Raw genomic sequence first — 12750 nt, 5'->3', positions numbered from 1 at the left:
GCCGACCTGCTTCGCCAACACCAGCATGGTTCCATAAGTTTCCGCGTTGATATTTTGAATAGACCGCCCCTGCCTTGGGGCAGCCTAGTCAGAGAGCGGAATTATACCGACAAATTACGGCAAAATCCCACGGGCTAATCCTCACGCTCTGATCAACGGCAAATCGTCGTCATCACTGCCCAGCCGGCGCACTTCACGCAGCAACTCATCGTCATCGGCAAGCCCCAACTGCAACACGTTGCGGAAGCTTTGGGTTATGCGAACGGAATACCCCAGGTCGTGCATGAGTGAACTGGCCTGCAGGTTACTGAGTTGGCCTTTGCGCACATCGCTGAAGATTCGGTGCCGGAAGCTGGAATCAAACTTTGCCGCCTCGCTATCAATCCAGTCCAGTCGCCTGCGCCATACGTCGTCGGGCACCTCCAGTCTGCTGACTTCACGCACTTGCCTGAGTACCCAAAGCAGGTGTCGGCGTAACTCCATATAGTGTTCGTGAGCCAGGGAGCGTTCGTCGCGCAGATAGCGCCCCAGGTTCTTCTGCAGCGCCTTTGCGTCTTTCACAGCGTCTACAAGCTGTAATGCAACCATCTGGCAGGTCATCCAGAATTGCTGGTGGTCCTCATCTTTGGTGGTATCCAGTCGGCTCATAAAACCCAGGAGATCGGAATAGACCACTTTGATATGGCGCCGGTATAGGTCTTCTGTGTCCAGCCCTTCGGATTCATCCGGCCGGGCGTTCAAACGCGCTTCATCCACTTCCCGCGCGATCAGCTGCTCAACTGGCTGAAACAGCGCGTGGCAGATTACCTCAAGGCTCAAACGACCAAGATGCTGCAACTCCTGAACAACTGCCCGGGAAGCTGTATCAACCGAAGCCAGTGCTGCCTCGTTCAGGTAGCGTGCATGGCTCTCCGGTAGCTCCCGTTGTTCTACCGGATTACGTGGGCCGGTAGTGGCATCGGTAATCAACACAGCGGGCTCTGCGCGATCCGGCAATACCCGGCGCAACCCACGTTCCAGCTGTTGCTGCCAGGGCCAGAACAGCAGCACACCAATTACGTTAAACAGAGTCTGGAACATGGCCAGTTGCAGGAGCGTGTTATCGCCTGCGCCAAACCCTGCCATCATTATTTCGGATAGCCAGGTGAGGGGCGACAAAAGCACGAAGGTAACCACACCCGTAAGGATGTTGAACAGGGCATGCACCAGTGCAAGCCGCTGGCCACTGCGGTTACCGCCCAGCCAGCCCACAATAGCGGTGGTCACGCTACTGCCAATATTGCCGCCAATTGCGATGGCAATGCCCTGCCAAAGCTCCAGTTGCCCCCCCGCCAAAGCCGCCAGGACCAGCATCAAGGTGGCATGGCTGGACTGGAGAACCGCCGTTAGCAACAGGCCAACAGCAACAAAGCTGAGTTGAACCAGGAGGCTGCTGTCCATGGTTCCGGCAAGGTCTATTGCACCGCCAAACTCACTGAACCCACTTTTGATCTGATCAATACCGAGGAAAATAAAGGCAATACCCAGCACAATGCGGCCAAACGCCTTGCCTTTCGGGGAACTGAAGCCGGCGAGCACACCAAATACAAGTAATGGCAACGCCAGCGGGCTGAGGCTGAAGTTCTGCCCCGCTGCAGCAAGCAGCCAGATGCCGCCGCTGGTGCCCAGGTTAATGCCAAGCAGAATGGAGATACCACCCGCCAGGTGGATCAAGCCGGTACTGATGAACGCAATGGTTAAAAGCGACATCAGGGTAGTGGACTGCAGAATCATGGTGCCGCCCACACCGAACATCAACCCTTTGAACGGCGTAGCGGTGCTGCGCTCCAAAAGCTGCTCCAGCCGGCTGCCTGCAAGCTCTTTCAGGCCTTCTTCAAGGCATTGCATGCCAAACAGGAACAGTGCCAGGCCCGCACACAGTTGCAGCCAGCCGCTGCTGTACCAGAAACTGGCGGACAATATCACCAGCGCAAGTACTGGCAGTACAAACGATTTCATTCTTGTCATTTACGCAAAACCCGGAGTTGGTGCCATTGCGACAGCATTTTGATAACGATAACAGAAATGGAACAAATCCAACTCACCCGGTTCGCGCTAGACTGGGGGCATGAACAACCGAACTGCACGGGTGATGATTTGAAAAAGCTACTCCTGATTTGTGCTGTGGCCATTGTGATGGCAGCTGTTTTCAGCACTGTCTCGCAGCCCGTTCCCATTGAGCAGAAGCTGATCAACATTCAGGCCAACGACGTACTCGGTGACTTTCCGGGCATTGAGCAGGAGCCTGTTGAAATCCAGGCAATACTGCTCGATATGGCCGATGACCCTCTTCTGCTTTTAAAGGCCCAGGCTGCCTTCATGCGCTACCCCGACATGGCCAGAGCTCTGTTTCCGCTTTATGCCACCGAACCGGAATTTCGCGACATCCTCAGGCGCTATGGCGAGGAGATTCTGCCACCTATTCAGCACTTTGTAAGCCAACCTATCAACACCATTGAGTGGATGGACAAGGCATCCCGCCAGTACCAGGCAGCCAAACGCTTCTTTACCGGCGATCCGGAGGCCCCAGAAACTGACAGCCAGTCATCAGACAACGGCGAAAACCTCTCACCGGAAGAGCGCGGCTGGTATGCCGTCAATTTTATCCAAAGCGAAGGTCATGATTTTCTCGGCCAGTTTGTTGTTGATAACCAGGGCGCAACCCAATGGATCAGCACAGAGCGTGTGCTGGAGGGGTTGAGCCAGTTTTTCGCCAGCGGTATCCGTGATCTGGAGAAAAACTACCGTTCCGGCAACGAGATCACCGCCGGCGATGTTGGCTGGGCCTCAGTGGATGCCCTGATCTTTGTCAGTGCCGTAAAAGTGCTTCGGGTTGGGCGTGCCACTGCCGCTACCACCAAGGGTGCAAGCAGGGGCACACGCTCTGCCGCTCTGGCCGCACGGGTTACCCGCAGTGGGAAAATGGTTCTGAGCAGTGCCCGCTACGCCAAGTGGCCCCTTGCAATCGGTGCCGGCTACCTCGTTATCACCCACCCCGGTATTATCAATGACCTGCTTGCAGGCGTGGCGGAAGTCCTTGGCTATCCGGTGATCGCAGTCCAGTTTGCTGGCTGGCTGCTTCTGTTGATTCCCGCGCTTTACATCGGCAGCTGGCTGTTATGGTTGCTGGCACCATTATTGATGTGGCTATTCCAGGCCCTGAGCCATCTGGTGGCGACCCTGAGCAGTCGCAGCCGTCGCGGTTCCGGGTATCGAGAGCTGTAACACGGCTCAACTCCATCCGATCTCGTCAAATCTTGCATCGGCCTGCAAGCGCCCGAAAATCCCATCGTCACTATCGTGTTTACCCAGGCGCAGAACCAGCGTTGCCTGACAACGTTCGGTTTTTGGCTGGCGCACCATACTCCGGCTCTTTATTCTTGCTCCTTCGAGCTCAAGCTGGCTGCTCACCTCTTGAAGCAGCTTGAAATCGCCGGTCCATTTCAGCCTCAGTGAAGCATAACGATCACCCTGCACCGGAAGCTGATGCAGCACGTAAAGGGCAACAAGTACAAGCAGGGTTACAACGCTTGCAATCAGATACTCGCCAAGGCCAACGGTTACTCCGATCGCTGCAACGGTCCAGATGGAAGCAGCGGTCGTCAACCCACGCACAAAATCCTGGCTCTTTACAATCGTGCCTGCCCCAAGAAAGCCGATACCCGTAATAACGCCCGCTGCAGCGCGAGCGGGGTCCATTCGAACCACGGATTCCGCGCCAACGCTTAATTCGAAGGAAAGCTTCTGGAAAGCAACAACGACGGCGGCTGAGCCGAGGCAAACAAGAATATTGGTTCGCAGGCCTGCCGCTCTGCCTCTTGACTGGCGCTCCATTCCAACCAGACCCCCAAGCACCATTGCCACCAACAGGCGCAGCACGAAGATGCCATCAGGGGCAATCGATTCAGGAATAAACTCCATCAATATCTCCTTTCCAAATACTCCAAACATTGAGCGTCCATGCTCAGGTATAGTGCATTATCCGCAATCAGGGCGACAATTGAACAGCAATCAGGATGACTCGAACCTCGACGGAAGCGCTGAACCATGGCACAACCCTATTTTCTCGGCTGTCCTCAATGGCAACACCCCGCGTGGAATAGCGGGCTACCACCCGGCAAGAGCCCATTGGACCGTTATAGCCAGGTATTTAACTGCGTTGAGGGCAACACAACCTTTTACGCCACACCCAGCCGAGAGCAGTGTCAGCACTGGCGATCTCAGGTGCCCGACGACTTCCGCTTTTTGCTCAAATTTCCGCGTACCATTACTCACGAACGACTGCTCTCTGGCGTCGACGCCGGTATGCGGGACTTCCTGGACGTGGTCGCTCCCCTGGGGGATGTAGCTGGTCCTTTTCTCCTGCAGCTTCCCGCTACATTCGGGCCAGAACACCTCAACAACCTCTGGCTATTTGTTGATGCCTTGCCAGCGCCGCTGACATGCGCTGTCGAAGTCCGAAACAGGTTTTTTTTCAGCAAAGGCGAGGCCGAAAAAGCGCTGAACCGCGGCCTGCGTGAACGCAGCATCGCACGCGTCTGCATGGACACCCGGGCTTTGTTTGCGGCTACTCCGGATAACGAAATCACCATTGAAGCCCAACGCAAAAAACCCCGAGTGCCTGTACACTTGCTCCCGGGTGACGCAGCTCCGGTAATCCGCTACATCGGCCACCCGGATCTGGAATCCAACCGGCGCTATCTCGCGCCCTGGGTTGAGAGAGTTGCCAACTGGATCGAAGAGGGGCGTCAGCCGTATTTTTTTCTGCATATGCCGGATATTGGCGACGCTCTATCCCTGACCGAGATCTGGACAGACCTCCTGAGCACGCGCGTGGATGGACTGGAGCCCCTGCGTTTCAACGAACAACAGCCCCAACTGGGGCTGTTCTAAGGCAATACTGCGGATCCGCGGGCTGGCCAGCTAAGTCCGGGCCTTCGCCAGCCGGAACAACGCCTCCGGCGCCACCCGCTTGATCCACAATGCCGCCATTTCCTTGCCTTTACCCACAGGAATCTCGCGCTTTTTTGCATTCAGGCCCCTGACCACCACCTCGGCGCACTCGTTCACATCCATACCTCCGGCGATATCCTCGTCTTCCTGACCGAAGGCCTGGCCATTGCCCGAAAGCGCATTACGAGCAATATCCGTGCGAATGAAACCGGGCACAATGGTTGAAACATGAACGCCCTGCCCCTCTACTTCTGCACGCAAAGCATCAAAGAAGCCCATAACCGCATGTTTCGCGGCACAGTACCCTGTACGCAAAGGTGCACCTACCTTCCCAGCCACACTGGCCGTCACCGCGATGTGGCCAGCACCACGCTCAAGCATATGGGGCAGTACCGCTTTGGTAAGGGCGACCTGCCCCATTACATCCACTTCCATCAGCTGGCGGTAGACTTCCATATCTGTATCCACACACAGTGAGCGCTGGGAGACACCGGCATTGTTGATCAAAAGATCAATATGGCCAAACCGGTTGAGCACCATCTGTACCGCTCCGGGCAAGGCGCTCCAATCTGTGACATCCAGTGGCAGAACCAGAACCTGATCCGCACGAAGGCCTTTATTCCGGCAACGCTCAGCCACTCGCTCCAGTTCACTTTCCCGGCGGGCAGAAAGTACAAGGCGGGCGCCCTCCTGAGCAAATCGGGCAGCCAACGCCTCGCCTATGCCCGAGGAGGCGCCGGTTATCCAGATGGTTCGGTCAGACATTGCCGTTTCTCCAAAAGAGGTTAGCCAAAGGGTTTGTGGATCCAAACCTCTACCGCTCCCGAGTCTAACGAAAAGCGGCGCCAATACGAATATTGATGCGCCACTTCGTTTGATCTGAAAAGTACCGGGGAGCCGGAATCAAGCCCGCTCCCATGCGCTCTTACTGGCACTGCCCCTTCTCAAAAACACCATCCGCGATCTCGCGGACCCAAGCGTAACTGCCTGGAAAGGCCCCAAGGTAGTCGTCGCCTCCGGTGGTGTAGTAACCACCGCTGTAATAGGCTCGCGAAGCCATGTTATGGTTCAGGTTGCTGGCATTCCAGTCCTGACAGGCGAAGGGATCACCACCATCGTTGCCGTCGCCATTACCACTGCATGCAGCGGGGTTACTGGTAAACCACTGGCCAGGATCACCCTCATAAAGCAGCACACTGCTCCAGCTATCGAACGAGCCACCAATATCGGCATCGTCACCATTCGCATAGGCACGGAGATTAGAGTTGCCACCAGCGTAAGCGCGGCCTGCAGATATATGGGCACTGGGTGATGCCGTCGTTTGTTCGCAGGTCTCAGTCGGCGCATTCGGATCTGTTACGTCAACCTGGCGCTCTGCCGTGGCCACATTGGTGTCGCTGTCTTTTGCAGTATACAAACAGGAATAGGTACCTACAGCAGACGTGTTTACTGAGCTGCAGTCCGCCGTTACCGTTACTGATCCGTCTTCCGCATCTTCGGCTGTTGCCCCCGGATCGGCAAATGGGGTATTCAACGCAACCAACATGGGGTTGTCGCCAATCAGAGTGATGACTGGAAAGCCTTCGGGAGCAGAGCCGTCACGACTATGGGTCGTGAAAAAGCTCCAGATAATATCCGGGTAACTGGGCCCCACACGCACAGCCCATTTTCCGTTGCTTCCAGACTCGCCTCCAACCCAGTAATGGCCGTGATCCGTATCCTGGGAGTTCGGCGTAGCTAACGGCCCATCAAGGTAAACGGTCTCAACAAGCGACCGGGCTCCACTGGTGCCGTCCTGGGTATAACGGGTACGAATACAGTCATAGTTGTTTTGATAGTAAGGTGAACAGGCAACTGATTCGGCTTTCGCTTCGGCGGGCGTATCAAAAGCCGGGGCATTAAACGTCTTGAGGTGAGCATCACGGATGTTATCAGCAGAAGTTTTTATAACAGTGCAGTCGTTTTTATTCTGTAAAATCATCAGCGGGATTGGATAGGCGTCATCCAGCTCGGCTTCCATATCGGAGACTACCCGGGACACACTGTGAAATGTCGCACTCCCCGGGCACTGGCCTGACAGGGATACCGAAGATGAATCCTCTCCATAAGGGATGCCGGCCGCCGAAGCTGCTGCCGCCCAGTATTCGTTGTGCGCCACGGCCGCAACAACCGTCATAGCACCACCGGAGGACAACCCTGTGATGTAGCGGCGCTGTGGATCAATAGCGTAGTCACGCTCAACCGCCAGCGCGATCTGATGCAGGTCCTCTACTTCACCGGCGCCCTGGTGACGATGATGTTCAAACCAGAAGCCCCAGCAGTTCTGATTGCGCAACCCGTCATAACTCGTGATATAGGGTGCAACAAGAATAAAACCATACTGGTCGGCGGCCGCCTTCATGCCCCAGTCATTCAAAACATCGTTATTGGTCTGCTTGCAGCCGTGCAGCGCCATCACCATGGGCGCAGGCGACTGGATGTTATCCGGAACGTAGACCTTGTAGTCTCGGGCCCGGGACTGGTTATAGCTTTGTTGTGGCAAGGTATAGGAATCGGTCTGGCCGGCACTGGCTGGTAACGCGGGCAACATAAAAGCGACGGACATGGTCAGTGCCGGCAAAGCGACACGACGAATCCAGTTGAACGTGACGTTCGACATGATGTGCTCCTTCTTGGATTTATTGTTTGGTAACCAAACAGGAAGAAAAAATCATGCCACATGGATAACACTTTAATTTAAAAGCACTATCTTTTACGGGTAATATAAAAAGTGACCGGTCAGCCAGACAAGGTGTCCGGAAAATACGACACCCGGCTTTCAGAAATAACCACAGAAGAGGACCGCTATGACACTCCACCTCGAACTCGCCCCCCTTATCAGCCTGGGCGCCGGGATTGGCATTCTGGTATTTCCGCGCCTGCTTAACTACATTGTCGCGGGCTATCTCATCGCACTTGGCGTTCTCGGGCTGCTGGGGCACTCACTCTGACGTGACAGATCCTGCGATAAGGCACGGGCTCACGCTGGCTGTAGGAGATGTCTCACAAGCGCGCTAGCGAATCTCCGATATCACTACAAATCACCCCCGTTAGAATGGTCTGTGTCAGGGATGACAAGCCAGCAAGGAGTGCTGGTAATGGAATGATTGCTCCACGGAACCGGAGCCGCCCAGAGGATTTGGGCGAGTCAAACGGAGTTTGACGGATCAGAAGGAACTGGTGCTGCCCGAGGGATATGGGCTTTCAGGGACGATCAGGGATGAAGCACTCAGGATGAGTGCAGCCTGAGGGAACAGGCGGGGGTCAGCCACGGATTCGGGGATCACATGGAATGTGGTCCTTGTCCGTGCATCAGACGCTGCAGCCTGATAGCCAGGCTCATCGCTGTTTATTACCTGCTCAAACCGGAAAACCACTCCTGCTGGATGTCACCCTGGCCAACAATCATAACGATTCACGTCAGTCTCAGGAGTCACTTACATGAAACACACGTCTTTATTCGCCACCCTCGTTCTGCTGTTCACCCTGGCCACCGGATTTGCCCATGCGGAAGAGCCGGCCATCAACATCAACAGTGCAGACGCAGCCACTCTGGCAAGCCTCGATGGTATTGGTGCCAGTAAGGCTGAGGCCATTATCGCCTATCGCGAAGCCAACGGCCCTTTTGAAACACCCGCCGAGCTCTCCAACGTAAAAGGTATCGGTTCACGCACGGTCGAAAAGAATGCAGATCGTCTTACGGTAAAATAGCCAGTGGGGTCCGCCCCGCTCTGACAAAGTACTGGCGGAGCGACACATTGTAATCGACGCTCTGCCAGCCTGACTTTCCTCTCTATCGCTCGTCCTGCCTCCCCCCCACAAAAGTCGGCTGGCAACCACTCTCTTGCGGCCCTATGATTATTGGATAACAACTCCAATCAGCTTGAGTGGCATGTTATGGCCGACCCAATCAAGGTTTACCCGCCGAAACCTTCGCACGTTTATTTTTACGCAACCTGCCTGATAGACATGTTCTATCCGGACGCCGGAATGGCAGGTATTCAACTGCTTGAGCGTGAGGGGATTAAAGTTGTCTTCCCCGAAAACCAGACATGCTGCGGACAGCCGGCCTACACATCCGGCTATCATGATGAAGCACGGGCTGTGGCCCGGGCTCAGCTCGACCTTTTCCCGGAGGACTGGCCCATCGTAGTACCCTCCGGATCCTGCGGCGGAATGATGCACAAGCATTACCCCGGCCTGTTCAAATATACGGGTGAGGAAGCAAAAGCGAAAGAGATCGCTGCCCGAACCTGGGAGTTAACGGATTTTCTTCTCAATGCCTGTCACATCAGGCTTGAGGACCTGGGCGATCCCACCACAATCGCCATGCACACCTCCTGTTCAGCTCGCCGCGAGATGGGAGTGGCGGAGGTCGGCCCGAAACTGATCAGCCAACTGAAAAATGTAAACCTGGTAGAGCAGGTGCGCGCCGAAGAGTGCTGCGGATTTGGCGGTACCTTTGCAGTGCGCCACCCGGAGATTTCCGGGGCCATGGTCAGCGAAAAAGTGGATACCCTTACCGATACCGGCACCAAAGCGTTTGTTACAACCGACTGTGGCTGCCTGATGAACATTGCCGGTTACGCCGAGAAAAACCGCAAACCTCTTACAGGCCAGCACATCCTGAGTTTTCTCTGGGAGCGCACCAACGCAGGCAAGGGAGGCGAATCATGAGCCGGCCCAACACCGGTGACCCACACCATATTGATGTAAAAGAGTTCCATCCCAGGGCACGGGCCGCTATTGCGGACCCCAGGATACGCCAGAATTTCCGCAAAGCCATGGATGGCCTGATCACCAAGCGCAAGGATGCCTTTGCCGAATGGGATCTGGAGGCACTAAGGGATCTGGGTGCCAATATCCGCCTGCGGGCGCTGGCAAACCTGCCGGATTTGCTGGAGCAGCTTGAGCAAAAGCTCACTGAAAACGGCGTCAAGGTGCATTGGGCAATTGATGGTGACGAAGCTTGCCGGATTGTGCGGGATATCTGTGTCGCCAGGAATGCCAAAACGGTTATCAAAGGCAAGTCCATGGTCTCGGAGGAAATGGAGCTGAACCATTACCTCGAAGAGCGTGGCATCAAAGCCCTGGAATCGGATCTGGGCGAATACATCGTGCAACTTGCCGGAGAGACGCCATCCCACATCATCATGCCGGCGATTCACAAGAATACCGGTGAGATTTCCGAATTGATGCACGAAAAAACCGGCACTGATCTTTCCAACGATGTGGAATATCTCACCGCCAGCGCCCGCCAGCAGCTACGTGAAAAGTTCATGAATGCGGATGTAGGCGTCTCGGGAGTGAACTTTGCAGTGGCCGAAACCGGCACGCTTTGCCTGGTAGAGAACGAAGGCAACGGTCGAATGACCACTACGGTTCCGCCCTGTCATATTGCCGTAACCGGCATAGAAAAAGTGGTGGGCAGCCTGAATGATGTAGCTCCCCTGCTGGCCCTGTTAACCCGGTCTGCCACCGGGCAGCACATCACCACCTATTTCAACATGATCTCCGGGCCGCGCAAACCGGAAGAGCTCGACGGGCCAGAGGAAGTGCATCTGGTACTGGTGGATAACGGCCGCTCAACCATCTATCAGGATGACGAACTGCTGGATACCCTGCGCTGCATTCGCTGCGGCGCCTGCATGAATCACTGCCCGGTTTATACCCGTGTGGGTGGACATGCCTATGGCACCACCTATCCCGGGCCTATCGGCAAAATCCTGATGCCTCACCTGATCGGGCTGGATGAAGGCCGGCACCTGCCCACCGCCTCAAGCCTTTGCGGTGCCTGTGGTGAAGTCTGCCCTGTAAAAATCCCCATACCGGATCTGCTGGTTCGGCTGCGCCAGGAATCTGTAGACGGGGACAAGCTCAACCCCGCCAAAGTGCGCGGCCACGGAGCAAAGCGCGGCACTCTGGAAGCGCTGGTCTGGAAAGGCTGGAGCTGGATGCATGCCCGCCCGGGTGTTTACCGGTTTGGCACCGCAGTGGCGGCGCGCCTGCGCATGCTGCAACCCGGGCGTCTTGGTGGCTGGACACAATACCGTACGGCACCCAGGCTGGCCGCCAAAACACTGCACGAACGCATGAAGGAGCGTGAACAATGACTTCCAGGGAAGCCATCTTACAGCGCCTGCGCAACCGCAGCGGCGGCGAGCTGGGCGTACCTGATTGCGACTTCAGCGTTATGAAGAGAGCACCATCCTCAATAGCCGAACGCATTGAGCGGTTTGAAAAGACCATTGAGTCGGTCCACGGGGAAGTACACAGATGCACGCCGCAATCATGGGTTGCGAGGCTTGCCGAAATCCTCGCGTCCCGCGGCGCGCGCAACCTGCTGGTTCCTGCGGAACACGAGATTGGCCACGCCCTGCGCGACTCGGGGCGAGGCGATCTGCCGGAACTGCTGATCTATGACGAGCCCATCGAAAGCTGGCAGGCTCATCTGTTCAACGAAGTCGATGCCAGCATTACCTCCACCCGGGGCGGCATTGCCGAAACAGGCTCGCTGATCCTATGGCCAACCCGGGACGAACCCCGGCTCATGAGCCTGGTACCACCCATCCACATTGCGATGTTGGAAGCCTCAGAACTCCACGCAACATTGCACGATGCGATGAACGCCCAGAACTGGGCGTCTGGCATGCCAACCAACGCTCTGTTAATCTCCGGGCCATCCAAAACCGCCGACATTGAACAAACACTGGCTTACGGTGTTCACGGCCCCAAAGAACTGATCGTACTGGTTATAGAATGATACGAGGCGCCCTGTTAATCGCCCTGGCAGCCCTGCTCTGGGCGACCACGGGGATTATTGCCAAGTTCCTGTTTACCGAAACGGAGATGCAAGCCACCACACTTGCCTTTCTCAGGCTGGCCGTTGCCTTGCCTTTTTTCTGGATACTGATGCGGCGGGAACAACGGCAGCTCCGGGCCACAGGGGGCAGCGCGCCCGGCAGTTCGCTGCGGCAACTGGGCTTGAAAGCCCTCGCCCCCCTTGCCGCTCTCGGGCTCTTTCAGGCAATTTACCAGGGCAGCTATCTGCTGGCGGTTGATTTAACCGGCGCAGGCATTGCCACGCTCATTGCCCTGTGCCTGCCGCCGGTACTGGTTGCCATACTGGCGGCACCACTGCTGGGCGAAAAGCCGGGGCTACTGACCATTCTGGCACTGATTACCGCCGTCATCGGCACCGGCATGCTGGTACTCAGCGATATGGACACCAGCGGAACCCTTCGCCTTGCCGGCATACTCATGGCACTTCTGGCAGCGCTGGTCTATACCGGATTTACCCTCACCAGCCGCTACAGCTCCACCGGCACACCAGTATTCACCACGGCCTTCATGTGTTTCTTTACGGCCGCTATTCTCCTGCTACCCGTGGTGCTAATTACCGACGGTTTTGAAGGTATTGAAGACTTCGAACTTCGGCATTGGTTAATGGTGGTGGTTATTGGCATAGTGCCCACCTGCATTGGCTATGTGAGCTTCTTTGCAGGCATGAAAACCACACCCGCCACGCTTTCCAGCATTATCGTTACGCTGGAGCCACTGTTTGTGGCATTGCTTGCATGGGTTTTTCTGGAGGAAGTTCTGGGGCCGGTTGGTATTGCGGGCGCATTCATACTCACCGCCGCTGTGATTGTCGCGTCCCGTTACGGTGCACAGCCAAGTGGTGCCGCCCGGAAAGGCGGCGCCCCTTGATATGCCTGT

At 56.2% G+C, this 12750-nt stretch carries 12 protein-coding genes; 8 read left to right on the top strand and 4 right to left on the bottom strand.

Annotated elements, in window-relative coordinates; genetic code table 11:
• Positions 1–141: 141 nt before the first annotated feature.
• Positions 142–1998 (bottom strand): Na/Pi cotransporter family protein, encoded by a 1857-nt coding sequence (locus CDH48_RS01335; RefSeq protein WP_100687189.1) that lies wholly within the window; start codon positions 1996–1998, stop codon positions 142–144.
• A 138-nt stretch (positions 1999–2136) separates the two neighbouring features.
• Between CDH48_RS01335 and CDH48_RS01330 the strand changes: the two genes are divergently transcribed.
• Positions 2137–3264 (top strand): hypothetical protein, encoded by a 1128-nt coding sequence (locus CDH48_RS01330; RefSeq protein WP_100687188.1) that lies wholly within the window; start codon positions 2137–2139, stop codon positions 3262–3264.
• A gap of 6 nt (positions 3265–3270) precedes the next feature.
• Here the strand turns inward: CDH48_RS01330 and CDH48_RS01325 are convergent, their stop codons facing one another.
• The gene (locus CDH48_RS01325) at positions 3271–3960 is read right to left on the bottom strand and encodes an MgtC/SapB family protein (RefSeq protein WP_157807784.1); all 690 of its coding nucleotides are present in this window, start codon (positions 3958–3960) and stop codon (positions 3271–3273) included.
• 126 nt (positions 3961–4086) lie between these two features.
• Between CDH48_RS01325 and CDH48_RS01320 the strand changes: the two genes are divergently transcribed.
• Positions 4087–4932 carry a DUF72 domain-containing protein gene (locus CDH48_RS01320; RefSeq protein ID WP_100686901.1) on the top strand — a complete coding sequence of 282 codons (846 nt, stop codon included), beginning with the start codon at positions 4087–4089 and terminating at the stop codon, positions 4930–4932.
• Positions 4933–4962: 30 nt separating this feature from the next.
• On the opposite strand, the gene CDH48_RS01315 is transcribed toward CDH48_RS01320, so the two are convergent.
• Positions 4963–5757 carry an SDR family oxidoreductase gene (locus tag CDH48_RS01315; RefSeq protein WP_100686900.1) on the bottom strand — a complete coding sequence of 265 codons (795 nt, stop codon included), beginning with the start codon at positions 5755–5757 and terminating at the stop codon, positions 4963–4965.
• A gap of 160 nt (positions 5758–5917) precedes the next feature.
• The gene (locus tag CDH48_RS01310) at positions 5918–7651 is read right to left on the bottom strand and encodes an extracellular catalytic domain type 1 short-chain-length polyhydroxyalkanoate depolymerase (RefSeq protein WP_100686899.1); all 1734 of its coding nucleotides are present in this window, start codon (positions 7649–7651) and stop codon (positions 5918–5920) included.
• A 187-nt stretch (positions 7652–7838) separates the two neighbouring features.
• Here CDH48_RS01310 and CDH48_RS01305 point away from each other — a divergent pair, with 187 nt between their 5' ends.
• The 6 genes from CDH48_RS01305 to CDH48_RS01280 all read left to right on the top strand — a co-directional run bounded on the left by CDH48_RS01305 (position 7839) and on the right by CDH48_RS01280 (position 12741).
• Complete coding sequence (locus CDH48_RS01305; RefSeq protein WP_100686898.1) at positions 7839–7982, top strand: DUF3096 domain-containing protein; 144 nt, start codon at positions 7839–7841, stop codon at positions 7980–7982.
• 490 nt (positions 7983–8472) lie between these two features.
• Positions 8473–8742: a ComEA family DNA-binding protein gene (locus tag CDH48_RS01300; RefSeq protein WP_100686897.1), complete on the top strand. Its 270-nt coding sequence runs from the start codon at positions 8473–8475 to the stop codon at positions 8740–8742.
• Between the two features lie 186 nt (positions 8743–8928).
• On the top strand, positions 8929–9708 hold the full coding sequence (locus CDH48_RS01295) for a (Fe-S)-binding protein (protein ID WP_100686896.1): 780 nt from the start codon (positions 8929–8931) through the stop codon (positions 9706–9708).
• The gene (locus tag CDH48_RS01290) at positions 9705–11144 is read left to right on the top strand and encodes a LutB/LldF family L-lactate oxidation iron-sulfur protein (RefSeq protein WP_100686895.1); all 1440 of its coding nucleotides are present in this window, start codon (positions 9705–9707) and stop codon (positions 11142–11144) included. Before CDH48_RS01295 ends, CDH48_RS01290 begins: the two co-directional genes overlap by 4 nt.
• Complete coding sequence (locus CDH48_RS01285) at positions 11141–11794, top strand: LutC/YkgG family protein (protein WP_100686894.1); 654 nt, start codon at positions 11141–11143, stop codon at positions 11792–11794. Before CDH48_RS01290 ends, CDH48_RS01285 begins: the two co-directional genes overlap by 4 nt.
• Positions 11791–12741: a DMT family transporter gene (locus tag CDH48_RS01280; RefSeq protein ID WP_100686893.1), complete on the top strand. Its 951-nt coding sequence runs from the start codon at positions 11791–11793 to the stop codon at positions 12739–12741. The genes CDH48_RS01285 and CDH48_RS01280 overlap by 4 nt, the downstream gene beginning before the upstream one ends.
• The last annotated feature ends 9 nt before the right edge of the window (positions 12742–12750 follow it).

This window comes from Marinobacter aromaticivorans (genome assembly GCF_002806975.1).
Taxonomy (GTDB): domain Bacteria; phylum Pseudomonadota; class Gammaproteobacteria; order Pseudomonadales; family Oleiphilaceae; genus Marinobacter; species Marinobacter aromaticivorans.
Note: the sequence above shows the minus strand (reverse complement) of the source record. Positions and strands in the feature narration are given on the sequence as shown.

Bases quoted from the DNA above. Each gene is read 5' to 3' on its own strand.
- CDH48_RS01280 (WP_100686893.1), top strand. From the start codon at position 11,791: ATGATACGAGGCGCCCTGTTAATCGCCCTGGCAGCCCTGCTCTGGGCG.
- CDH48_RS01320 (WP_100686901.1), top strand. From the start codon at position 4,087: ATGGCACAACCCTATTTTCTCGGCTGTCCTCAATGGCAACACCCCGCG.
- CDH48_RS01325 (WP_157807784.1), bottom strand. From the start codon at position 3,960: ATGGAGTTTATTCCTGAATCGATTGCCCCTGATGGCATCTTCGTGCTG.
- CDH48_RS01305 (WP_100686898.1), top strand. From the start codon at position 7,839: ATGACACTCCACCTCGAACTCGCCCCCCTTATCAGCCTGGGCGCCGGG.
- CDH48_RS01290 (WP_100686895.1), top strand. From the start codon at position 9,705: ATGAGCCGGCCCAACACCGGTGACCCACACCATATTGATGTAAAAGAG.
- CDH48_RS01300 (WP_100686897.1), top strand. From the start codon at position 8,473: ATGAAACACACGTCTTTATTCGCCACCCTCGTTCTGCTGTTCACCCTG.
- CDH48_RS01295 (WP_100686896.1), top strand. From the start codon at position 8,929: ATGGCCGACCCAATCAAGGTTTACCCGCCGAAACCTTCGCACGTTTAT.
- CDH48_RS01310 (WP_100686899.1), bottom strand. From the start codon at position 7,651: ATGTCGAACGTCACGTTCAACTGGATTCGTCGTGTCGCTTTGCCGGCA.
- CDH48_RS01335 (WP_100687189.1), bottom strand. From the start codon at position 1,998: ATGAAATCGTTTGTACTGCCAGTACTTGCGCTGGTGATATTGTCCGCC.
- CDH48_RS01315 (WP_100686900.1), bottom strand. From the start codon at position 5,757: ATGTCTGACCGAACCATCTGGATAACCGGCGCCTCCTCGGGCATAGGC.
- CDH48_RS01285 (WP_100686894.1), top strand. From the start codon at position 11,141: ATGACTTCCAGGGAAGCCATCTTACAGCGCCTGCGCAACCGCAGCGGC.